Source organism: Streptomyces sp. NPDC048565 (genome assembly GCF_040650935.1).
GTDB lineage: Bacteria > Actinomycetota > Actinomycetes > Streptomycetales > Streptomycetaceae > Streptomyces.
Genome location: NZ_JBEZIH010000035.1, coordinates 45514 through 66289, shown reverse-complemented (window position 1 = coordinate 66289; position 20776 = coordinate 45514). Strand labels below are relative to the sequence as shown.

At 70.6% G+C, this 20776-nt stretch carries 21 protein-coding genes and 1 tRNA gene; 11 read left to right on the top strand and 11 right to left on the bottom strand.

What is annotated here, in order from left to right:
* Positions 1–83: 83 nt before the first annotated feature.
* The 5 genes from AB0C75_RS32305 to AB0C75_RS32285 all read right to left on the bottom strand — a co-directional run bounded on the left by AB0C75_RS32305 (position 84) and on the right by AB0C75_RS32285 (position 5571).
* Positions 84–1229, bottom strand: a complete 1146-nt coding sequence (locus AB0C75_RS32305) for a glutathione-independent formaldehyde dehydrogenase (protein ID WP_362895515.1) — start codon at positions 1227–1229, stop codon at positions 84–86.
* A 332-nt stretch (positions 1230–1561) separates the two neighbouring features.
* On the bottom strand, positions 1562–2032 hold the full coding sequence (locus tag AB0C75_RS32300; RefSeq protein WP_362895493.1) for a hypothetical protein: 471 nt from the start codon (positions 2030–2032) through the stop codon (positions 1562–1564).
* 97 nt (positions 2033–2129) lie between these two features.
* Positions 2130–3647, bottom strand: a complete 1518-nt coding sequence (gene glpK, locus AB0C75_RS32295; protein ID WP_362895491.1) for a glycerol kinase GlpK — start codon at positions 3645–3647, stop codon at positions 2130–2132.
* A 27-nt stretch (positions 3648–3674) separates the two neighbouring features.
* Positions 3675–4520, bottom strand: coding sequence for an MIP/aquaporin family protein (locus AB0C75_RS32290; protein ID WP_362895489.1), 846 nt, complete (start codon positions 4518–4520; stop codon positions 3675–3677).
* A 478-nt stretch (positions 4521–4998) separates the two neighbouring features.
* Complete coding sequence (locus tag AB0C75_RS32285; RefSeq protein WP_362895488.1) at positions 4999–5571, bottom strand: helix-turn-helix domain-containing protein; 573 nt, start codon at positions 5569–5571, stop codon at positions 4999–5001.
* A 140-nt stretch (positions 5572–5711) separates the two neighbouring features.
* Between AB0C75_RS32285 and AB0C75_RS32280 the strand changes: the two genes are divergently transcribed.
* The 7 genes from AB0C75_RS32280 to AB0C75_RS32250 all read left to right on the top strand — a co-directional run bounded on the left by AB0C75_RS32280 (position 5712) and on the right by AB0C75_RS32250 (position 12781).
* Complete coding sequence (locus tag AB0C75_RS32280) at positions 5712–6449, top strand: SDR family oxidoreductase (RefSeq protein ID WP_362895486.1); 738 nt, start codon at positions 5712–5714, stop codon at positions 6447–6449.
* Between the two features lie 85 nt (positions 6450–6534).
* Positions 6535–8331 (top strand): ABC transporter ATP-binding protein, encoded by a 1797-nt coding sequence (locus tag AB0C75_RS32275; RefSeq protein WP_362895484.1) that lies wholly within the window; start codon positions 6535–6537, stop codon positions 8329–8331.
* Between the two features lie 382 nt (positions 8332–8713).
* Positions 8714–10789, top strand: a complete 2076-nt coding sequence (locus tag AB0C75_RS32270; protein WP_362895483.1) for an ATP-binding protein — start codon at positions 8714–8716, stop codon at positions 10787–10789.
* Between the two features lie 7 nt (positions 10790–10796).
* Positions 10797–11231, top strand: coding sequence for a roadblock/LC7 domain-containing protein (locus AB0C75_RS32265; protein WP_362895481.1), 435 nt, complete (start codon positions 10797–10799; stop codon positions 11229–11231).
* A 2-nt stretch (positions 11232–11233) separates the two neighbouring features.
* Positions 11234–11605 (top strand): DUF742 domain-containing protein, encoded by a 372-nt coding sequence (locus tag AB0C75_RS32260; RefSeq protein WP_362895479.1) that lies wholly within the window; start codon positions 11234–11236, stop codon positions 11603–11605.
* Complete coding sequence (locus tag AB0C75_RS32255; protein ID WP_362895477.1) at positions 11583–12203, top strand: ATP/GTP-binding protein; 621 nt, start codon at positions 11583–11585, stop codon at positions 12201–12203. The genes AB0C75_RS32260 and AB0C75_RS32255 overlap by 23 nt, the downstream gene beginning before the upstream one ends.
* Positions 12200–12781, top strand: coding sequence for a GAF domain-containing protein (locus AB0C75_RS32250; protein WP_362895475.1), 582 nt, complete (start codon positions 12200–12202; stop codon positions 12779–12781). Before AB0C75_RS32255 ends, AB0C75_RS32250 begins: the two co-directional genes overlap by 4 nt.
* A gap of 20 nt (positions 12782–12801) precedes the next feature.
* On the opposite strand, the gene AB0C75_RS32245 is transcribed toward AB0C75_RS32250, so the two are convergent.
* Entirely contained in the window at positions 12802–13527 is a 726-nt protein-coding gene (locus AB0C75_RS32245; protein WP_362895474.1) for a TetR/AcrR family transcriptional regulator, read from the bottom strand.
* 161 nt (positions 13528–13688) lie between these two features.
* Here AB0C75_RS32245 and AB0C75_RS32240 point away from each other — a divergent pair, with 161 nt between their 5' ends.
* Positions 13689–14636, top strand: coding sequence for an NAD-dependent epimerase/dehydratase family protein (locus AB0C75_RS32240; RefSeq protein ID WP_362895472.1), 948 nt, complete (start codon positions 13689–13691; stop codon positions 14634–14636).
* Positions 14637–14650: 14 nt separating this feature from the next.
* On the opposite strand, the gene AB0C75_RS32235 is transcribed toward AB0C75_RS32240, so the two are convergent.
* The gene (locus tag AB0C75_RS32235; protein WP_362895470.1) at positions 14651–15550 is read right to left on the bottom strand and encodes a transketolase; all 900 of its coding nucleotides are present in this window, start codon (positions 15548–15550) and stop codon (positions 14651–14653) included.
* Positions 15551–15599: 49 nt separating this feature from the next.
* Positions 15600–16313 (bottom strand): transketolase, encoded by a 714-nt coding sequence (locus AB0C75_RS32230; protein ID WP_362895469.1) that lies wholly within the window; start codon positions 16311–16313, stop codon positions 15600–15602.
* Positions 16314–16442: 129 nt separating this feature from the next.
* On the opposite strand from AB0C75_RS32230, the gene AB0C75_RS32225 reads away from it, so the two are divergent.
* A tRNA-Pro gene (locus AB0C75_RS32225) sits at positions 16443–16516 on the top strand.
* Between the two features lie 134 nt (positions 16517–16650).
* On the opposite strand, the gene AB0C75_RS32220 is transcribed toward AB0C75_RS32225, so the two are convergent.
* From AB0C75_RS32220 to AB0C75_RS32210, 3 genes are all read right to left on the bottom strand, one after another.
* Positions 16651–17562: a DUF2510 domain-containing protein gene (locus AB0C75_RS32220; RefSeq protein WP_362895467.1), complete on the bottom strand. Its 912-nt coding sequence runs from the start codon at positions 17560–17562 to the stop codon at positions 16651–16653.
* A 69-nt stretch (positions 17563–17631) separates the two neighbouring features.
* On the bottom strand, positions 17632–18303 hold the full coding sequence (locus AB0C75_RS32215) for a response regulator transcription factor (protein WP_362895465.1): 672 nt from the start codon (positions 18301–18303) through the stop codon (positions 17632–17634).
* Between the two features lie 2 nt (positions 18304–18305).
* Positions 18306–19259: a HAMP domain-containing sensor histidine kinase gene (locus AB0C75_RS32210; RefSeq protein ID WP_362895463.1), complete on the bottom strand. Its 954-nt coding sequence runs from the start codon at positions 19257–19259 to the stop codon at positions 18306–18308.
* Between the two features lie 245 nt (positions 19260–19504).
* Here AB0C75_RS32210 and AB0C75_RS32205 point away from each other — a divergent pair, with 245 nt between their 5' ends.
* Entirely contained in the window at positions 19505–19849 is a 345-nt protein-coding gene (locus tag AB0C75_RS32205; RefSeq protein ID WP_362895461.1) for a hypothetical protein, read from the top strand.
* 82 nt (positions 19850–19931) lie between these two features.
* The gene (locus AB0C75_RS32200; protein WP_362895460.1) at positions 19932–20666 is read left to right on the top strand and encodes an FCD domain-containing protein; all 735 of its coding nucleotides are present in this window, start codon (positions 19932–19934) and stop codon (positions 20664–20666) included.
* Positions 20667–20776: the final 110 nt, after the last annotated feature.

The window sequence follows — 20776 nt, the reverse complement described above, 5'->3', positions numbered from 1 at the left end:
GGCCGCCGGGGGCCCCGCTCGCGGGCCGGTCCGCACGGGCTTCGTCGCGGGACGTCGGCCGTGCACCGGCTCGCCACATCGGATCAGGCGGCCTTCCGGCCGGGCTCGAGTACGACCTTCGAGTACCCCTCCTCGCGCTTGTCGAACCGTTGGTAGGCGTCCTGGGCCTCCTCCAGCGGCAGCCGCTTGGAGACGACGAAGCTCGGCTCGGCGCGGCCGGCGACGATGAGGTCGCGCAGTTGCTGGTTGTAGGCCTTGACGTTGGCCTGGCCGGTGGCCATCCGCAGCCCCTTCTCCCAGAACTTGCCGACGTTGAACAGCAGTCGGCCGTGCGCGGCGTCCTCGTTCGGCGCGCCGGGGTCGGAGGGTACGTAAAGGCCGACCACCCCGAGCATCCCGGTGGCCCGGACGCTCTGGACAAGGGTGTTGAGCACGATCGCCGGCTGCTCCTCGCCCTCCTGCACGGTGGCCTGGTAGCCCACGGCATCGATGCCCTTGTCGGCACCGGCCCCGTTGGTCAACTCGATGATCTGCTCGGCCGCGTCGACCTGGCTGTAGTCGACGGGCACTGCGCCGATCTGCTCGGCCAGTGCCAGGCGGCTCGGCACCTTGTCGACGCTGAAGACCTTTGACGCCCCTCGCAGCACCGACGAGTAGGCGGCCATCAGCCCGACCGGACCGGCGCCGGAGACCACCACCGTCTCGCCCGGGCTGACCTGGGCCAGTTCGGTGGCGTGATACCCGGTGGGGAAGATATCGGCGAGCATCGCGAAGTCGTCCTCGTGCTCGGTGCCGAGCGGTAGTCGCAGGCAGTTGAAGTCGGCGAACGGCACACGCAGGTACTCCGCCTGCCCGCCGGTGTACGGGCCCATCGACACATAGCCGTAGGCACCCCCGGCGAAGCCGGGGTTGACGGTCAGACAGAAGGCGGTGCGGCCGGCCAGACAGTTCCTGCAGAAGCCGCAGGCGACATTGAACGGCATACTCACCCGGTCACCCGGTTTGACGCCGGCAACGCCCGGGCCGACCTCCTCGACGATCCCCATGTTCTCGTGCCCGAAGACGATCCCGGCCTCCGCCGCGGTCCGACCCTCGTACATGTGCAGATCGGAGCCGCAGATGGCGGTCGACGTGATCCGGACCAGGGCGTCGTTGGGGTCCAGGATGCGGGGGTCGTCGACCTCTTCGACGGCGACTTCGTACGGTTCCTTGTAGACGACGGCCTTCACCATGCGCTCCTCTCCACCGAGTCGGCAGACGCGACGTTCGGCGTGCCGCCAGCTCAGCCGATCGGCCGGCCAGGGGCCGGACACTTCGTTTCAAGGGGTCAACACCAGGCGGCTCTCCTGCCGGCGGACCAACTGCGCGACGTCGATCCGCTCGACCTCGAGGACGCGACTCCCCTCCCACCGTGCCACACATCCCTCCGGACGTCGTGTCCGGTGCGTCAGCGGCGACGGGACGGGAGGTCGGGACGGAGACGGCCGACGGCCCACTCCGTGGTCACGGCCTGAGCCGTGCGGAGTGGGCCGTTGTGTGTGCGGGCCGATCGAAGCCGCGGTCAGCGCCGGCACCTGCGTCGGCGGCGGTGGGAGCAGCGGGACACCGCCACGCCCGTGCGGGGCGGCCCCGCACTCAGGAAGCCGAGCCCGATGCCGAGCATCCAGGTGTCCTTGGCCAGCGGGACACCGTCCTGGCTGGGGCGCAGGCTGCCCTCCTCCCGCATGCCCGGGACCCGTAGATACAGGCCCACGAGCGCTCCGGAGAAGCCGGTCAGCGCCAGCCCGGCCAGCCGGGTCGGTACGAACGGGGCGAGGAGCGCCCCGCCGACGGCGATCTCCGTGCAGGCGAGCAACCGGGTGAAGCGCCCGGGTTCGAGCTTCTCCAGGAACGGATACGCCGTACAGGCCATTCCGTGCAGTCCTTGCGCGGTGCCTTCGTCCGCCTTCAGCTTGGTCAGGCCGGAATTCAGGATGAACGCGCCGGTAGCGAGGCGCGGGGCCACATCACGTGGCTCGAACACCTTGGTCATCGAACCTCCAGAGATCGGTTCAGCAACCCCTCGTCGCGCACAGCCGGCCGGAGCCGGGGCACACCTGAGAGGCGAGGACGTTGTCCTGACTCGGACGTCAGGGGACCTGCACCCAGTCGAGCGTGCGTTCCACGGCTCGCTTCCAGCCCGCGTAGCCTTCCGCGCGCCGTTCCTCGGTCCACTCGGGCGACCAGCGCTTGGACTCCTGCCAGTGGGTGCGCAGTTCGTCGGTGTCCCGCCAGAACCCGACGGCCAGCCCCGCCGCGTAGGCGGCGCCGAGAGCCGTCGTCTCGGCGACCACAGGGCGGCTGACCGGAACGCCGATGACGTCCGCCTGGATCTGCATGCAGAGATCGTTGGCGGTGACGCCGCCGTCGACCTTGAGCACGTCCAGGTGCACACCCGAGTCCTGCTCCATGGCCTCGACGACATCGCGGCTCTGGTAGCAGATGGACTCCAGCGTCGCCCGCGCCAGATGGGCGTTGTCGTTGTACCTGGCCAGGCCGACGATGGCCCCACGGGCATCGGAGCGCCAGTACGGGGCGAACAGGCCCGAGAACGCGGGGACGAAGTACATGCCGCCGTTGTCCTCGACCGTCCGGGCGAGCTCCTCGCTCTCGGGTGCGGATTTGATGATCTTCATCTGGTCGCGCAGCCACTGCACCGCGGACCCGGTCACGGCGATGGAACCCTCCAGCGCGTAGACCGCGGGGCTGTCGCCGAACTGGTAGGCCACGGTGGTGAGAAGGCCGTGCTGGGAGCGGACCAGTTCCGTGCCGGTGTTCAGCACCAGGAAGTTGCCGGTGCCGTAGGTGTTCTTCGCCTCGCCGGGCGCGAAACAGACCTGCCCGACGGTGGCCGCGTGCTGGTCGCCGAGCACCCCGGTGATGGGTACGGCGCCGCGCAGCGGCCGGGAGGTGCGTGTCGAGCCGAAGGCTTCCGGGTGCGACGAGGGATTGATGGTGGGGAGCATGGCCCGGGGGATACCGAAGATCCCGAGGAGCTCCTCGTCCCAGTCGAGGGTCTCCAGATCCATCAGCATGGTGCGGCTGGCGTTGGTCACGTCGGTGGCGTGGATGCCGCCGTCGGGACCACCGGTCAGATTCCACAGCACCCAGGCGTCCGTGTTGCCGAAGATGGCGTGGCCGGCCTCCGCCGCTTCCCGTACGCCGTCGACGTTCTCCAGGATCCACTGGATCTTGCCCCCGGAGAAGTAGGTCGCGGGCGGCAGCCCGGCCTTGCGCCGGATGACGTCGCCCTGCCCCGTACGTTCGAGTTTCGCCGCGATCGCGTCGGTCCGGGTGTCCTGCCACACGATGGCGTTGTAGTACGGCCGTCCGTTGCGCGGGTCCCAGACCACCGTGGTCTCACGCTGGTTGGTGATGCCGATGGCCGCCAGGTCGTCCGCCGTCAGGCCGCCGAAGCGAAGGGCGTTCTGCATCACCGAGTTGGTGCGCTCCCAGATCTCCACCGGGTCGTGCTCCACCCAGCCGGAGCGGGGGAGGATCTGGGCGTGCTCCAGCTGGTGCTTGGCGACCTCGTTGCCGCCGTGGTCGAAGACCATGAATCGGGTGCTGGTGGTTCCTTGATCCACCGCGCCGATGAAGTCTGCCATGATGTGCCACCTCTCCGGTCGGTGTCGTCAGTCCTGGGATGCCGGGACACGCCCCGGCGGCTCGGGTTCCGCGCTGGGCAGGAACCGGCTGATCAATCCCTTGTACAGTCCCGCCCCGAGCAGACCGCCGACCAGTGGGCCGACGATGGGCACCCAGAAGTACAGATTTCCGTATTGATCGCGCCAGGCTCCGCCGTACCCGGTGATGAAGCTCGCCAGCCGGGGGCCGAAGTCACGGGCCGGGTTGATCGCGTAGCCCGCGTTGGTCCCCCACGCCATACCGATGCCGACCACGACCAGTCCGATGATGAACGGGCCCAGGTTCGCGCCCGGTGGCGTGTTGAGCATGTCGGTGATGGCCATGATCAGCAGCAGCAGGATGGCGGTGCCGATCACCTGGTCGCGGAACGCGCCCCACTCGTGCACCGGCAGCGCCGGGTTGCCGTTGGCCGGGAGCGTGGAGAACACCGTCTGTGTCTTGAACGTGTGCCCGGGGTCGGCCTTCGCCAGCGCCTCGCTGTAGTTCCAGCGGACCAGCAGGGCGGCCACGAACGCTCCGGCCGTCTGGGCCACTGCGTAGGGAGCCACCTTCCGCCACGGGAAACCCTTGAAGGCGGCGAGACCGAGGGTCACAGCGGGGTTCAGGTGGGCGCCGCTCAGCCGCGCCGCCACGTAGACGCCCAGGGTGACGCCCAGCCCCCACGCCCAGGCGATGCTGTCGTGGTCCCCGAGTCCACCCGGCGGGTCCGTCAGGGCCCCGCCCGCGTTCACCTGCGCCACGACACCGCATCCGAAGAGGATGAGGATCATCGTGCCTACGAACTCCGCCGACAACTCGCCGATCAGCCCGTGCTTCGCGATTCGCTCAGCCATGGGAGCTCACTCTCCGCCGGCTGAACCGGCCTTCGACTACCCAGCAATGTCAGTAGGCTAGGACGCCTCACAAAAGTGCGCATATCAGGATGCATCCTCCATGGCAGTCGGGTTATCGCGACGTTGACGTCCCGCCCGCCCGAGGAGACGAGGGCCGTGTCCGCACCCGTGGCCACCGCGGGGTCCGCGTGTGTGCGTGATGTACGCAACGAAGCCCCGTTGTGCAGGTGACCTTCCCAAGTCGCCTTCGCCCAACGGGGCTTCGATGTGCCCTGAGTCTGCCACCGCCCGGCGGGCCGCCTCGCCCACCCGTCAGCTTCGTGTGGCCGGGGTTCGGTCGCTGTGCCCGTGGGCACTGGCCGGTCCGCGATACCGGTGCGGAAAATGTCACCCGTTCGTGGTCGTCACGCAGGTCGCTGTGGTCGCCAGCGGAGTGCACGGAGGAGGGCTTCGGTGAAGCCACGGGGCTGCACGGGCTTCACGGGCGGACCGTGAGCCCGTCCAGGGTGAGGTCGAGCAGGCGCTCCGCCTGCTGTCGGTGTTCGGCGCCCGCCGAGGTCAGGGCGATGCCTTCGAGGGCGGCGCCGATGTCGGTGGGGCGGATGTCGGTACGGATCGTGCCGGCCGCCGCGCACGCGTCCATGAGTGCGGTGATGGCGGCCTGGATCATTTCCCGGCTGTGGCCGTAGGGGTTGCTGCCCGTCGCGGCGATGGCACGCAGGGCGTCGATCATGCCGTACTTGGCGGTGACGTAGTCCAGGAAGAGACGTGTCCAGGCGCGCAGCGCCTCGTCGGGCGACCTCTCCGCGAGCAGGATGGGGGCGGCGTCGCACAGGTGGGCCACCTCGTTGCGGTAGACCGCCTCGACCAGGGTTTCCCGGGTGGGGAAGTTGCGGTAGAGGGTCGCACTGCCCACGCCCGCTTCCTTGGCGACGCGTTCCATCTGCGCGTCGAGCCCCTCCGTCGTGAACACGCGCGCGGCAGCCGCGAGGATCTTCTCCCTGTTGCGTCGTGCGTCAGCTCGCAACGGACGGTGCGCTTCGTCGCCCATCAGTGCGTCATCCCCTCCCGGAGGCGCTTCGTATTGCTTACCGGAGGCTTCCCCACTTAGCCTCGAACAAGTGGGGGCGCCTCCGTTTCCACCGTAGGTCAACGCGCTGACCGGCGCACACCCCCGAAAGGAAGTCGATCATGACGAGAATCCAGGGCAAGGTCATCGCGATCACGGGTGCCAGTAGCGGCATCGGTGAAGCGACCGCGGCCCACCTCGCCGAAAGGGGTGCCCGGCTCGTGCTCGGAGCCCGGCGCGCCGACCGGCTGAACACGGTCGTGGAGAGCATCACGGCCAAGGGTGGTGCCGCCATCGGTGTCGTCGTCGACGTCACGTGCCGCGAGGACCTCCAACGTCTGACGGACACGGCGGTGGACCGTTTCGGGCGGCTCGACGTCCTCATCTCCAACGCGGGCACGATGGCCGTCTCCCCGTTCGACGACCTGCGTCAGGACGACTGGGACGCCATGGTCTCCACCCACATCACCGGCCTGCTGAACGGCATCGCGGCGGCTCTTCCCGTCTTCCGTCGACAGCGCGCCGGCCAGTTCGTCAACGTCGCCTCGACCGCGGCCTACGTCGTCAAAACCCCCCAGGCCGTCTACGCGGCGACCAAGACGGCGGTGAAGGTGCTCACCGAGGGGCTGCGTCAGGAATCGGGACCCGACCTGCGTGTGACTCTCGTGTCGCCCGGCTTCACCCACACCGAGGGTGTGGGCAAGGGAGCCACCCCCGAGGTCGCGGCCGCGATGACCCGACAGCGCGACGAGATCGCCATGCCGCCCTCCGCCATCGCCTCAGCCATCGGGTACGCGATCGAACAGCCCGAAGGGGTCGACGTCAGTGAGATCGTCGTCCGGCCCACCGTGCAGGCCTGACAGCCGCGCCGGGGTGGGGGCGATTCCCGGTCCCTTTCCGTGAATTCGGGTTGTCGGCGGGGGTGCGAGCGGCTGGGATACTCCCATGGAGAAAGCGCTTTCGCAGTCCTCCGCCGAACCCCTGGCGCCCTTCGACCACCTCGATCATCGCTACCGGGGTGAGAACCCGGTCCGTACCCTCGCGCATCTGTTCCGCCCCGACCGTGGCCGGCTGGCCGTCGCGGTCGCCGTCTTCGTCGTGAAGCACAGCCCGATCTGGCTGCTGCCACTGATCACCGCCACCGTCCTCGACGTGGTCGTCCAGCACGGTCCCGAATCGGGGATATGGAAGGCCACCGGTGTCCTGCTGTTCATCCTCGTGATCAACTACCCGCTCCACCAGTGGTACGTCCGGTTGCTCGGCGGCAGCATCCGGCGAACGGGCACGACCCTGCGCTCGGCACTCTGCCGCCGTATGCAGCAGCTCTCCATCGGCTATCACTCGCGGGTCAGTTCGAGTGTTCTCCAGGCCAAGGTGGTCCGCGATGTCGAGGCTGTGGAGCAAATGGTCCAGCAGAGCTCCGACATGGGCCTCGGTGCCGTCGTCACTCTGGTGGGCGGGCTCGTCGTCATCGGAGTGCGGGTACCCGAGTTCCTGCCCCTCTTCCTGGTCGTGGTGCCCGCCGCCGGATTCCTCGTGATGAGGCTGCGCAGCCGACTGCGTACCCACAACGAGTCCTTCCGCCGCGAGGTCGAACATCTCTCCTCCCGCGTCGGCGAGATGACCACCCTCATGCCCATCACCCGCGCCCACGGCCTGGAGCGGACCGCGCTCGGCCGGGTCGACGGGTCGCTGCGCCAGGTCTTCGCGGCCGGGCTCCGCCTGGACATGATCAACGGCCGTTTCGGGTCACTGGCCTGGGTCATCCTCAACATACTGGGGGTGCTGTGCCTTTCGGGTTCCGCCCTGGTCGCCTACCACGGCTGGATGCCCGTCACCGCCGGCGACGTGGTGATGCTCAGCGCCTTCTTCACCGTACTGACCGGCTCCGTGACGACCCTGCTGGGCCTGGCTCCCCTCCTCACCAAGGGCCTGGAGTCGGTGCGTTCGGCGGGTGAGGTGCTGCAGGCGCCCGACCTGGAGAACAACGCGGGCAAGGCGCGGGTCGACAGCGTCGTCGGCCGCATCGACTTCGAAGAGGTCGGATTCGCCTACGAGGGCGGGGAGTCGGCCGTCGACGCGTTCAGCCTGTCCGCGCGTCCGGGCGAGACCATCGCGCTGGTCGGGGCCTCGGGTGCGGGCAAGTCCACGGTGCTCAACCTGCTCATCGGGTTCATCAGGCCCACCTCGGGCCGCATCCTGCTCGACGGGGCCGACATGGCGGGGCTCGACCTGCGGACCTATCGGCGCTTCCTCTCGGTGGTGCCCCAGGAGTCGATCCTCTTCGAGGGCAGCATCCGCGAGAACGTCACATACGGCATGGGGGACACGGACGAGGAGACGCTGATGCGCGCTCTCCGGGACGCCAACGCGCTGGAGTTCGTGAACGGCCTGCCGCGCGGTCTCGACACGGTCATCGGGGAACGCGGCGCGCAGCTGTCGGGCGGTCAGAAACAGCGTCTGGCCATCGCCAGGGCGCTGATCCGTGATCCGAGGGTGCTGGTGCTCGACGAGGCCACCTCCGCGCTCGACAACCGTTCCGAGGCGCTCGTGCAGGAGGCGCTCGGCAGACTTGTGCACGGACGGACGGTCTTCGTCGTTGCCCACCGTCTCTCCACGATCCAGGGGGCGGACCGCATCGTGGCCATGGAGGGCGGCCGGATCTCCGAGGTGGGCACGCACGAGGAACTGCTGAACACGGACGGCGTGTACGCGGGGCTCCAGCCGGCCCGGCCGAGGTGAGAGAGCCACCTCGGCCGAGGTGAGAGGGCCACCTCGGCCGAGGTGAGACGGCCGACCCGTCCGAGGTGGGAGGGCGGGTCCTGTCGAGGCCACCCCCAGTCGATTCGTACGTGAGATCGATGTCCGGCCGCCCGTACGGAGTGAGGGGCGGCCGGATTCGGCTGTCCGTGCGATGCGTCATACCAGAGCGGGACGCCTGGCGGGCAACTTCAACAACTGCACGCCGGGCACGGGCGATTGACGACTACCGTGTGTGTCCGGTGATCAACGGTGGGCTCCTATCGGTCGAGCCTGCCCCAGCCGTTGACCCGGGCCTGACCGACCACCGTAGGTGTCACCACACGAATGCCGATTCCTGGTGCCCCACGTACCGAGGACGATGATGTCTCAACTTCGCGCACCCACCGCGCGACCGGAACGCCGCGAAGGCGGACGGCACGGCCGCCCGGGTGGCCGTTCACACTCGGCCGCGAGCCGGCCGCGCGCCGCGCAGCCCGCTCCCGACAGCCGGCTGCGACCACAGCTGCTGCGCACCGCCCTCCTGCCGACCGTGGCGGCCCTGCTCAGCGGAGCCGCGGCCGTCATCTTCACCGTCAGGGCCTCCGGGGTGCGTCCGTCCGGCAGTCTGCTGGCGGCGCTCGGCGGATCCGGGGCGCTGGCGGTGGCTGCCGTAGCGGCGGCCTTCATCGGCGCGGGCCGGGTCGCCTCCGGGGTGCAGGAGCGCGCCCTGGCGCTCCGGCGGACCCTCGCTCAGCACCACACCGAGCTCCAGGGCGTCGTGGAACAGCTCCGCGACGGCGACCCGCTGCCCGTCCGCAGGCCCACGCCGGCCGCCGGCGACGACGCGGATGTCTTCGAGCTTCTCGCCCAGGAGATGAGCCGCTCGCAGGACGACGCGGTGGCGGCCGTCGTCCAGGCCTCTCAGCTGTTCCGCAGCAACGGGAACGAGCAGAAGGTCGAGGTCTTCGTCAACCTGGCCCGTCGGCTTCAGTCCCTCGTGCACCGCGAGATCCAGATCCTCGACGAGCTGGAGCACGAGGTCGAGGACCCCGACCTGCTCAAGGGCCTCTTCCACGTGGACCATCTGGCCACCCGCATCCGCAGGCACGCCGAGAATCTCGCCGTGCTCGGCGGGGCCGTCTCACGCCGGCAGTGGAGCAACCCCGTGACCATGACCGAGGTGCTGCGCTCGGCGATCGCCGAGGTCGAGCAGTACCCACGGGTCAAGCTGGTCCCGCCGATCGACGGCACCCTGCGCGGACACGCGGTCGCCGATGTGATCCACCTCCTGGCCGAACTCGTCGAGAACGCCACGGTGTTCTCCGCCCCGCACACCCAGGTCCTGCTGCGCGCGCAGCGGGTCACCGCCGGGCTCGCCCTCGAGGTGGAGGACCGGGGGCTCGGCATGCCGGGACCTGAGCAGAAGCGCATGAACACCCTGCTCGCCGACCCCGACCAGGTCAACGTCGCCCATCTGCTGCAGGACGGGCGGATCGGGCTGTTCGTGGTCGCCTCCCTGGCCCGCAGACACGGCATCGCCGTGCGGCTGCAGAGCAACATCTACGGGGGCACGCAGGCGGTGCTCGTGCTGCCCGAGATCCTCCTGGGCATCGACATCGACGCCACCGCGGAAGCAGGTACGGTGCAGGTCCCACCGCCCGGAACCCATGACGCGTCGCCCGCGGCCCCGCCTCAGGCGGTGGGCGGGCCCCCGCTGCGGCTCGACCGGATGCCCCGGCAGGCCGGGCCCCAGGAGGACCGGCCTCAGCAGGACCAGCCCCAGGAGGTGCCACCGCCGCTGCCGCTGCGTGCCGAGCGGGTCGACCGGCCGAACCTCGCCGCGTCCCCGCCGGATGTCAGACCCGCCGTGACCGGCACACCCGGCGAGCCGGTCCCCTCGGCCGGAACCGTCCCGTCGGCCGGAACCGTCTCCTCGGCAGGGACCGCACCCTCCGTCGAGCCCGCTCCCTCCGCCGGACCAGGACCCGCCGCAGGGGCCGTCGCGTTCGTCAGGTCCACCATGGACAGCGCTGCCGCCGAAGAGCCCCCGGCCGCAGCGGCCGGCCCCGAGCGCCCTCAGCTCCCGAGGCGCAGCAACCAGGAGCACCTGGTGCCCCAGCTCAGGGAGGCCCCCGTCCCGCGCACCGAGGACGAGAACGCCCTGCACGACCCCGGTCTGATGGCGGCCTTCCGGCGCGGGGTCGACCTCGCCGAGGCACAGACAGCCGAGGAGCCGGACGCCGCGGACGCCTACGGCGCACCGGACGCCGGGCCCGAAGCCACCGTCCCCGGCTCCGCCCTGACCGTCGGGGCACAGCGGGCCCATGGTCCGGCCCCGCTGCCGCTCCGTTCCTCCACGACCGGCGCGACCGCCGGCGCGGAGCGGGCGGAGCAGGAGCACCGGGAGCCGCAGCAGCCCGAACCGGATCAACGAACCGAGAACATGTTCAAGGAGTAGATGCACCATGACGAGCGATATGCCGTCCGGTCAGGTCTCGGACCTCGACTGGCTGCTCAGTGGCCTGGTCCAACGCGTGCCCTACACGCGCAGCGCCGTCCTTCTCTCGGCGGACGGCCTGGTGAAATCCGTCCATGGCCTCGACCCCGACAGCGCCGACCACATGGCGGCCCTGGCAGCCGGCCTGTACTCGCTCGGCCGCAGCGCCGGCGCCAGATTCGGTGACAACGGAGACGTACGCCAGGTCGTGGTCGAGCTCGACTCGACGCTCCTGTTCGTCTCGACCGCCGGCTCCGGCACCTGTCTCGCCGTGCTCGCGGGCCGCGAGGCGGACGCCGCCGTCCTGGGCTACGAGATGGCCATGCTGGTCAAGAGCGTGCGCCCCTACCTGATGACGCCGCTCCGGCAGTCGGCCGGAGCGCCGTTCACCCCGGGGCTGTGAGGATGCCGGCCCCGCAGGACGGGCCGTTGCTCGACGACGCGGCCGGCCGGCTCATCCGCCCGTACACCGTGAGCAACGGCCGGACGAGGCCGACCACCGTGCTCGACCTGCTCTCCCTGGTGATGGCCACGGGGAGCGAGCCCCAGGCCCATCTCGGCCCGGAACACACCGTGGCCCTGGAGCTCTGCGGCGGACCCACGTCCGTGGCGGAGATCGCCGCCCATCTCCGGCTGCCCGCCGTCATCACCAAGGTCCTTCTGTCCGACCTGGTCGACTGCGGGGCGGTCACCGCGCACGCCCCCGCGTTCCATGACATGCCAACCGACCGATCCCTGCTGGAGGCAGTGCTCGATGGTCTACGACGACAGCTCTGACAGCTCCGGAAGCTCCGAATTCTTCCCCGTGGCCCTCAAGATCCTGGTCGCGGGTGGTTTCGGCGTCGGCAAAACGACGTTCGTGGGTGCCGTCAGCGAGATCGCACCGCTGAGTACGGAGGAGCTCCTGACGCAGGTCAGTGCGGCGACCGACAGCCTCGAAGGCATCGAATCCAAGTCGGCGACCACGGTGGCCATGGACTTCGGACGGATCACGCTGTCCGATGAGCATGTGCTCTACCTCTTCGGCACCCCGGGCCAGGAGCGCTTCTGGTTCATGTGGGACGAGTTGTCCAAGGGCGCCCTGGGGGCGATCGTGCTGGCGGACACGCGCCGGCTGGCCGAGTGCTTCCCCGCCGTCGACTTCTTCGAGCGCCGTGGCATCGGGTTCGTCGTCGCCGTCAACGAGTTCGACGGCGCCTACCGCTACGAACCGGAAGAGGTGAGGGCGGCGCTCGATCTCGGACCCGCGGTGCCGGTCGTCCTCTGTGACGCGAGGATCGCCAGCTCGGGCACCGGGGCGCTGGTCACGCTCGTCCAGCACCTCATCAACGCCACCGCACCGGCGCCGCTCTCGGGTTTCGGAGCCCATCCGTGATCCCTTACGGGACGGGCCGGCCGCTGCTCACCCCCGTGGACCTGGACGGGTCCCGCCGGGGCGCACGGCTGCGGGGACTGGGCCTCGGAGTGCGCCCCGACGCCTCGTTCGACAGCTTCGACGCCCTCGCCGACCGGGTGGCCGAGGTGACCGCGACGCCGTATTCGATAGTCAACTTCATCGACGAGAACCGGCAGTTCTTCGCGGGGCTGCACACCCCCGCCGGCATCAGGAGCGGAACCGGCCTGGGCGCGGTCGGAGCGGCCGGAGGCAGCGGAAGCCGCCGTCTGGCCCGGGACCACGGGTACTGCCCGCATGTGCTCGTGCGGCGTAAGGCGCTGGTGCTGGAGGACGTCTGCGACTACCCGCGCTTCGCGGGCAATCCCGTGGTCGACGGCATAGGGATCCGCTCCTGCCTCGGGGCCCCGCTCATCGACCGTACGGGCGTCGCGCTCGGCACGGTCTGCGCGGTGGACACGGTGCCGCGTGCCTGGGGCCGCGCGGGACTCGACACCATCAAGCTGCTGGCCCGCGAATGCGTCGTACAGATCGAGCGCCGGAGGTCACCCGGACTCTGAACCCGGGGGCCGCCGCGCGCTCAGTCCAGGGCGAACGCGTCTGCCAGCAGGCCCAGTTGTGTGGTGAGCAGGGTGTCGCCGCGGTGTCCGGTCCCGTCGAACTGTCCCACCGCCTCGAGTCCCACCGAGCCGTGCAGCTGCGCCCATACGAGCACGGCGCCCGCCAGCCCGTGTGCGGCACGCCGTGTGTCGAGCGCCGTGTCCGGTGCGTACCCGGCGACCCACGCGCCCACCGGTGCGTCGGACGCGAGCCAGGCCTCCATCTCGGCCACGAGTGTGGCCAGGCCCGCCCCTGGTGAACCGCCCGCGAAGAGCGGCAGGAACGGGCCGAGCACCGCGCGGGCGCGGTCCAGTGTGTCGGCGGGGGCCACATAGCCCGGTACGGGGGCGCCCTGGATCAGCAGATAGCGGTGGGGCTCCGCCACCGCCCAGGCCCGATAGGCCCCGCCCAGTGTGTGCAGCCGTACGCGCGGGCTCTGGCCCGCCGCCTCGGCCCCGGCCGCCGCGTCGGCGACCGCCGTGGCCGCGTCGTCGTAGGCCTCCCTGATCAGCGCGCTCAGCAGATCGTCGCGGCTGGCGAAGTACCGGTAGAGCGCCGGGCCCGAGAGTCCCATCTCCTTGGCGATCCGTGTCAGAGCGAGCGCGCCGACCCCCGATTCGGCCAGCTGCCGCAGCGCGGTGGCCTTGATCTCCGCCCGGGTCTGCTCCCGGTACCGGGCACGCGGGCCTTCCTGTCCCTGGACCATCCCGGGCTCTCCCTCCGCTGGACGGGCACCCCGTGCTAGGTGCGCTCACTTTCGTTACGGAGTCTAACGCAAGCCGTTGCGAGACACAGATGCGAGAGTTACAGTCTCTAACGAACGCGACGGTAAATAACTTTCAGTTCCGCGACACGAAGGGGCACACCATGACCACCGCACCCGCTCTTCACGCAGTCCTCGGCGCCGGACCGGCCGGCACCGCCCTCGCCCGCGAGCTCGCCACCCGGGGCCACCGGGTCCGGCTCGTCGACCGGAAGGGGCAGGGCCCCGCGATCGATGGGGTCGATCGTTTCGCGGCCGACGCGGCCACCCCCGAAGGCGCCCGCGCGGCCGTCGAAGGGGCGGCTGTCGTCCACCACTGCGTCAACGTCGCCTATCACCTCCAGGTCGAGGTCATGCCCCGCATCCAGGAGGCGGTCCTCGCAGCGGTCGAGGCGTCCGGCGCCCGTCTGGTCGTCCTCGACACGCTCTACCCGTACGGCGAGACCCACGGCGCCGTGATGACCGAGGACAGCCCGTGGAACGCGACCAGCCGCAAGGGTGTGATGCGCGCGGAGCTGGACACCCGATACCTCACCGCACACGCCGAAGGGCGAGCCCGCGTCGTGCTGGGCCGCTCCGCCGACTTCGTCGGGCCCGGGGTGCTCAACTCCACGCTGGGCGGCGCGGTCTTTCCCGCCGCGCTCACCGGGGGAGAGATCCCGGCCCTCGGTGACATCGATCTGCCGCACAGCTACTCGTACATCGGCGATGTCGCTGCCGGGCTCGCCACACTCGGCGAGAACCCGGACGGCGACGGACGCGTCTGGCACCTTCCGACGGCTCCCGCGCTCACCACGCGCCAGATACTCGCGATGGTCGAGGAGCGCGTCGGCCGCCCCCTGAATCTCACGGTCGTCGCCCAGCCGCGTCCGTTCGGGCCCTTCGACGAGGTGTTCATGGCCGAGTACGCCGAGATGTTCTACCAGCACACCGAAGGCCAGACGGTCGACTCCTCCGCCATCGAGAAGGCCTACGGCCTGACGCCCACCCCGCTCTCCGACTCGCTGGACGCCACCCTTGCCTGGTACGGCGAGTTCCTGGCCGGGAGCTGAGGCGGTGGTGGGTGTCAGCGGTGCAGGAAGCCGGTGATCCGCTGCCGCAGCGAGCGCGCGTCGAGCCCGTGCGCCACGAGGTGGTCCTCCATCTGCCCGTACCTGCGCAGTTCCGCTCGGCCCACCCCAAGGCCCAGGACCCGGTGCGGCAGGTCGGCCAGCGCGTCGCCCGCCGCGGCCGTCGACGTGCCCGCCAGGTACGGCTCGACGATCACGACGTCCGCCGCGCCGCCCGCACCGGCCGCGCGACGGAGCCCCGCCGCGTCGAAGGGGCGCACGGTCGTCGCGTACAGCACGGTCGTGTCCAGCCCCTCCGTCGCCGCGAGGACGTTGTCGAGCATCGGCCCGACGGCGACGATCACCCCGCCCGTCCCCTCGCGCTCGATGCTGAACCCGCGCCCCGTGACCGGCCGGCCCGCGCCGTTCGACTGGAGCGAGAGCCGCACGTAGACCCGGTCGTCCCCCGCGACGGCCCGCCGTAGCAGGGCCTCGGCCTCGTCCGGGTGCCCCGGCACGTGCACGGTCCAGCCGTCGAGGGTGTCGAGGAGCGAGACATCGCCCGGCGACATATGGGTGAAGCCCCCGGCCGGCCAGTCGTACGAGCCTCCGGCGCTGACCAGGACCCCGCCCACCCCCTGGTGTCCCAGGTCCAGCTTCACCTGCTCGAAGGGGCGCTCCACGAGAAAGCTCGCGAAGGTGTGCATCACAGGGCGCAGCCCGGTCAGTGCCATCCCGGCGCCGGCCCCGATGAGCAGTTGTTCCCTGATCCCGACATTGACCACCCGGTCGGGGTGGGCCTGCTCGGCCCGGTCGAAACCGTCGCGGCTGATCTCCGCGAGGACCAGGGCGACGCGTGGGTCCGCGTCCAGCAGGCGGGTGGTGGTGGAGATGAAGCGGTCGCGCATGGTGTCCATGGATGCGTCCTCTGTCCTGTTCAGGTGCGGGTGTCGGGCGGTGGGCCGGTCAGCGCTTGGGGGCCACGCGGGCGACCACGGCGTGCGGGCGGCCGGGGTGCGGCGCGGTGAAGGCGGCGTACAGCGCCTCGTGGTCACGGCCGTCCACGGTCAGGGCCGACCAGCCGGCGGCTTCGAACCTGGCCGCGATGCCGCCGGGCCTGGCGTACGTCGCCGAGGCGTTGTCGATCACCACCGTGTGCAGTTGTCCGAGTCCGGCCGGCCCCGCGTAGGCGATGGCTTCGTGGTTGCTGCCCTCGTCCAGCTCGGCGTCGCCGGTCAGTACCCATACGCGGGGCTCCGTCAGCCCCTGGGCCCGCAGTCCCAGCACGCTGCCCACGGCGAGCGGCAGTCCGTGCCCCAGGGACCCGCTGCCGATCTCGGCGCCGGGGACCAGCATCCTGTCGGGGTGGTGCCCGAGCGGCGAGTCGTACGAACCGAAGCCGGTCAGCAGCTCCTCGTCGAAGAAGCCGCGTGCGGCCAGCACGGCGTAGTACGCCATGGGGCCGTGCCCCTTCGAGAGCAGGAACCGGTCGCGGGCGGGGGAGTGGACGGTGGCGGGCGAGATCCGCAGCACTCGGTCGTAGAGCACCCAGAGGGCGTCGAGCGTGGAGGTCGCGGCCGGGCCGTGCTTCTCGTCACCGGTCATGAGGCTCATCAGCCGGTCGAGCGCGTCGTAGCCGTGCGGGGGCGGGGGAACCGTGTCGGTCAGGTGGTTCGTCATGCACTCAGCGTTCAACATCAAGTGTGGTTGAGGTCAAGCGCCGGACAACGGGTTCGTGAGCACCGGTGCAAGTGCGGTATTGTTCTCATGCGCGTTCAGCCAGGGGGAAACCCCAGGTCAGACGGGCAGCGGGACGTAGCGCAGCTTGGTAGCGCACTTGACTGGGGGTCAAGGGGTCGCAGGTTCAAATCCTGTCGTCCCGACTCGAAGGAGTCGCAGGTGAGGGCCGGTTTCGGAGGTTTCCGAGACCGGCCCTTCCTCGTCCGCGGAGGGCTGATCCCACGAGCGGAGGCCGCACCGGAAACCTCCGGTACGGCCTCGGGCGGTGTCGGGTGCGTCAGGCGGTCTCGCCGGTACCGGAGCCGGACCCCTTCGCTTCCTTGATGCCCTTGGTGATGTCGTCCAGGACCGAGAGCTTCGGTGCCTTGGCGTTGATGTCGAAGCCGGAGCGGACGACCACCAGCATGCTCTTGATGTTGGGGGAGGGGAACGCGAGCGACTCGACGTAACCGTCGTCGCCGTTCTTCGTCACCACCTTCCACCGCACCACATAGCCCTTCTGCCCGGCGACCGTGACGGCCTCGGACTTGAGCTCCTCATGCGAGGTGATGCCGCCGTAGACCTTGTCGCCGTACGACTCCTCGGCGTTGACCTTGATGTCGGCAGCCGCCGCGGCCTTGGCCGTCGTCGCCTCGATCTCCAGGGCCTGGGCGGGCGCGGAGGACACCCCGCCGAGCACACATGTCTGGGACTCGTCACCGGGGCAGGTGTACTCGCCGGTCGTCAGGCCCGCACCGACCGCGCCCGACCTGCCGGTCCAGCCGTCGGGTACGGGGATGCTGATCCCGCTGGCGGCGTCGGTGGCGTACCCCTCCTCCGTCTGCGGCAACTGCTGGTCGGGGTTCTGCTCCTCGCCCCCGCCGCCGTCCTGGCCACCGCTGTCCTGGCCGCCGCCGTCCGGGACGCCGGGGAGACGAGGGCTCTGCGAGGGGTCGGGTGCCGTGGCCGCGCTGCCATGCGTGTCGTCCGTGGTGTCGCCCAGCAGATAGCCGCCGCCACCGACGGCCGCGAGCACGACGACGGCGGCGGCGATACCCGCGCCGATGCGTATGCGACGGCGTCTGACCGTCGCGGGAGGTATCCGGAGCTGGTCGGTCCAGTGGCTCCCGTCCCACCAGCGTTCCTGGAGGGGGCCGTTTCCTGAGTGCCCGGGGTCTGGATGCCAGCCGGGCGGGGTCGTCTGGGTCACCAGAGCACCGTAAGCGAACTGGGTGAGAATCCTATGAAACGCACAGCATCGATGTGTGGGACCGCGGCCCTACGGTTCGATCAGGCCGGCCCGGATCGCGTAACGGGTGAGTTCCAGGCGGTCGCGCAGCCCCAGTTTCTGCAGCAGGTTGGCCCGGTGCCGCTCGACGGTCTTGACGCTGATCACGAGCATCTCCGCGATCTCCTTCGACGAGTGGCCCTCGGCGACCAGCTTGAGGATCTCCTCCTCTCGCTCGGTGATCGCCCGGTCCGGAACGTCGCCGCCGTCCCTGGCCCGGTCCAGATAGTTCCGGATGAGGGCGGTGACCGCACCCGGGTAGAGAAACGGCTCGTCGCGCATGGCGGCGCGGCACGCCTCGACGAGATCACGGTCGGCGACGGACTTCAGTACGAAACCGGAGGCGCCGGCCTTCAACGCCTCGAAGAAGTACTGCTCGTTGTCGTACATGGTGAGCATCAGGATGCGCAGCTCCGGCATGACCCGGGACAGCTCGCGAGCCGCCTGAAGGCCCGTCAGGCGGGGCATGGCGATGTCCAGGACGGCCAGGTCGGGCCGCTCCGCGCGCGCCATCTCGATGGCCTCGGCGCCGTCGCCCGCCTCGGCGACGACCTGGAGGTCGGGCTCGCCGTCGAGGATCAGCCGCACGCCTCGGCGGACCAGGGCGTGGTCGTCCGCGAGCAGGATGCGGGTCTTCCCGGGGCCGGTGGGGGTGTGAGGCATGGTCAGGCGCTTCCGTTCCGTACGGGCACATCGAGGCGTACGTCCGTGCCGCCCGTCGCACCGGCACCGAGAGTGAGTGTGGCACCGATGAGCAGGGCGCGCTCACGCATCCCGCGCAGGCCCGCACCCTCCGGGGCGTCCCCGAGGCCTCGGCCGTCGTCGCGGATGCGCAGCTCCACCCCGCCGCGGCTGCGGCGCAGGGAGACTTCGAGCAGGGTGGCTCCGGCGTGCCTGACGGTGTTCGTGACCGCTTCCTGGGCGATGCGGTAGACGACGAGCTCCGCCTCCTCGCCGAGCGGGGGCAGGTCCTTCTCCGTCCGCCGTCTGATCGTCAGTCCCCTCGGCGTCGGCGTCTCGGTGGTCAGTGCCGTCAGGGCGCTGACAAGACCGAGCTCCTCCAGCACCCCGGGGCGCAGCCGCCGCGCGATCCGGCGGATCTCGTCGAGGCTGCCCCGGGTGATCTCCTGGACGTGGGTGAGCTCCTCGCGCAGCGGCTCAGGGGCATGGCCGGTGACCCGTTTCAGCTCCAGCAGCACCGCGGTCAGGGTCTGGCCCACTTCGTCGTGCAACTCCTGCGCGACCCGGCGGCGTTCGGCCTCCTGGGCGTTGAGGGCCCGGGCACTGCTCGTCGCGCGCTCCGCCTCCAGCCGGTCGAGCATGCTGTTGAACGTCTCGATCAGGGCCGCGACCTCCCCCTCGCCCGCGACCTCGGGGCGGGGCCGTGGGCTCAGCAGGTCGATGGTCGTCATCGCCCTGGTGACCCGTTGCAGCGGGGCGAGCCCCAGGCGCAGGAGCAGGGCGTTCGCACCCAGCATCAGGGTCATGCCGCCGGCCATGATGAGGGCCTCGGTCAGCACCACAGGGGCGGACACCGTGATCGGGCCGAGCAGCAGCAGGGCCCCGGCGGCGACCAGCACCGCGGCGTTGAGCAGGAAGATGCGCCAGAACAGGGACAAGACCGCACGGCCTCCTTCGGACAATACGCGGGTGGGTGACTGCCTCTACTATCGCCGGTCGGGAGGCTGCGCACGGCCCCGCTCGTCCCCGTGGGCCCGGCCGTGACCTGCCTGCGGCCTGTCTGCGGCGCATCTGCATGGTCGACCCCCTCGAAGATGGGTGTCAGTCCCGATGTTCCCCGGACCCCGCCCGGACCGACGATGGAGTCGGACCCGACGGGGTTCCGATCCGGGAGGGAGTCACCATGCCCCACTACGACGAGCGGCTGCGCGGCCTCGAGGACGGGCTCCGCGCCGACCACCCCGAACGCGCCGACGCCCCGGGCCACGCCCCGGGCCACGCCCCGGGCCACGCCCCGGGCCACGCCCCGGGCCAGGACGCTCCGCCCCGCTTCCGCTCCAGCCGCACGCTGCTGTGGCTCGCCGCCGGAGTCATCGGCCTGGTGGCCGGCATCTTCATCGGACACGGGCTGCTCATCGCGGCCGGCCTGGTGGTGGCGGGGATGGCGGCACAGCTCCTCGACCCCCAGCGCAGGGCCTTCGAACCCCGGCGCAGGGGGCCGCGGGGCGGGGTGCCGCGTCTCCACTGAGGTACCTCCGGGCTTTGGTCCGACCACACGCGCTGTGTGACATAGTCGGATCATGAGTATCGCCCGGAGCAGGGAGTAGCGGATGCCCGTCGAGTGGCAACCCGTACGGCAGTCCCGCACCCATGAGCTGGTGCTCCAGAGCATCGAGGAACGGGTCTTCGCCGGAGAGCTGAGGGCGGGCGACCGGCTGCCGCCCGAGCGGGAGCTGGCGCCCGTGCTCGGCGTCAGCCGGTCCGCTCTGCGGGAGGCGCTCCGGGTGCTGGAGACCATCGGCGTCCTGGTCGCCCAGCCCGGCCGCGGCCCGGACTCCGGAGCGCGCATCGTGCGCAACCCGGACGACGCGCTCGGCAGGCTGCTGCGCCTGCACTTCGCGCTCGGCAGCTACAGCCTGCACGACGTGCTGGAAGCGCGTGTCGTGCTGGAGCGGTCGAGCTGGGAGGCCGCGGCCCGGCACGCCGGGGACGAGGACCTCGACGCCGCGGGGGAGCTCGTCCGGCGGATGGGGGAGCCCGATGTGGGGGTCGCCGAGTTCAACGACCTCGACACCCGCTTCCACGTGCTGATCGCCGGAAGCTCGGGCAACGCGCTCACCTCCACACTCACCTCGGCCGTGCGGGAGTCCGTCCGCCCGCTGATCCTCCGGGCCCTCGAGCGGACCGAGGACTGGCCGGCGACGGCGGGCGCCCTCAACGCGCAGCACGCACGGCTGCTGTACCTCGTGCGTGAGGGGCGGGGCGGCGAGGCGGCGGACCTGGTCGAGGAACACATCAGGGGGCTGCACGGCACGCTGGTCGAGGAGAACGGCGACACCCCGTAGCGGGACAGAGGCAGAACGGAAGCGGGAGCGGGGACGGTGCACACGCACCGTCCCCGCTCCCGCTTCCGCTTGCTGCCGCCGGGCGCGTCCCGCGACTTCCCCGATCGGAC

Bases quoted from the DNA above. Each gene is read 5' to 3' on its own strand.
- AB0C75_RS32300 (WP_362895493.1), bottom strand. From the start codon at position 2,032: ATGACCAAGGTGTTCGAGCCACGTGATGTGGCCCCGCGCCTCGCTACC.
- glpK (WP_362895491.1), bottom strand. From the start codon at position 3,647: ATGGCAGACTTCATCGGCGCGGTGGATCAAGGAACCACCAGCACCCGA.
- AB0C75_RS32290 (WP_362895489.1), bottom strand. From the start codon at position 4,520: ATGGCTGAGCGAATCGCGAAGCACGGGCTGATCGGCGAGTTGTCGGCG.
- AB0C75_RS32285 (WP_362895488.1), bottom strand. From the start codon at position 5,571: ATGGGCGACGAAGCGCACCGTCCGTTGCGAGCTGACGCACGACGCAAC.
- AB0C75_RS32280 (WP_362895486.1), top strand. From the start codon at position 5,712: ATGACGAGAATCCAGGGCAAGGTCATCGCGATCACGGGTGCCAGTAGC.
- AB0C75_RS32275 (WP_362895484.1), top strand. From the start codon at position 6,535: ATGGAGAAAGCGCTTTCGCAGTCCTCCGCCGAACCCCTGGCGCCCTTC.
- AB0C75_RS32270 (WP_362895483.1), top strand. From the start codon at position 8,714: ATGTCTCAACTTCGCGCACCCACCGCGCGACCGGAACGCCGCGAAGGC.
- AB0C75_RS32265 (WP_362895481.1), top strand. From the start codon at position 10,797: ATGACGAGCGATATGCCGTCCGGTCAGGTCTCGGACCTCGACTGGCTG.
- AB0C75_RS32260 (WP_362895479.1), top strand. From the start codon at position 11,234: ATGCCGGCCCCGCAGGACGGGCCGTTGCTCGACGACGCGGCCGGCCGG.
- AB0C75_RS32255 (WP_362895477.1), top strand. From the start codon at position 11,583: ATGGTCTACGACGACAGCTCTGACAGCTCCGGAAGCTCCGAATTCTTC.
- AB0C75_RS32245 (WP_362895474.1), bottom strand. From the start codon at position 13,527: ATGGTCCAGGGACAGGAAGGCCCGCGTGCCCGGTACCGGGAGCAGACC.
- AB0C75_RS32240 (WP_362895472.1), top strand. From the start codon at position 13,689: ATGACCACCGCACCCGCTCTTCACGCAGTCCTCGGCGCCGGACCGGCC.
- AB0C75_RS32235 (WP_362895470.1), bottom strand. From the start codon at position 15,550: ATGGACACCATGCGCGACCGCTTCATCTCCACCACCACCCGCCTGCTG.
- AB0C75_RS32230 (WP_362895469.1), bottom strand. From the start codon at position 16,313: ATGACGAACCACCTGACCGACACGGTTCCCCCGCCCCCGCACGGCTAC.
- AB0C75_RS32215 (WP_362895465.1), bottom strand. From the start codon at position 18,303: ATGCCTCACACCCCCACCGGCCCCGGGAAGACCCGCATCCTGCTCGCG.
- AB0C75_RS32205 (WP_362895461.1), top strand. From the start codon at position 19,505: ATGCCCCACTACGACGAGCGGCTGCGCGGCCTCGAGGACGGGCTCCGC.
- AB0C75_RS32200 (WP_362895460.1), top strand. From the start codon at position 19,932: ATGCCCGTCGAGTGGCAACCCGTACGGCAGTCCCGCACCCATGAGCTG.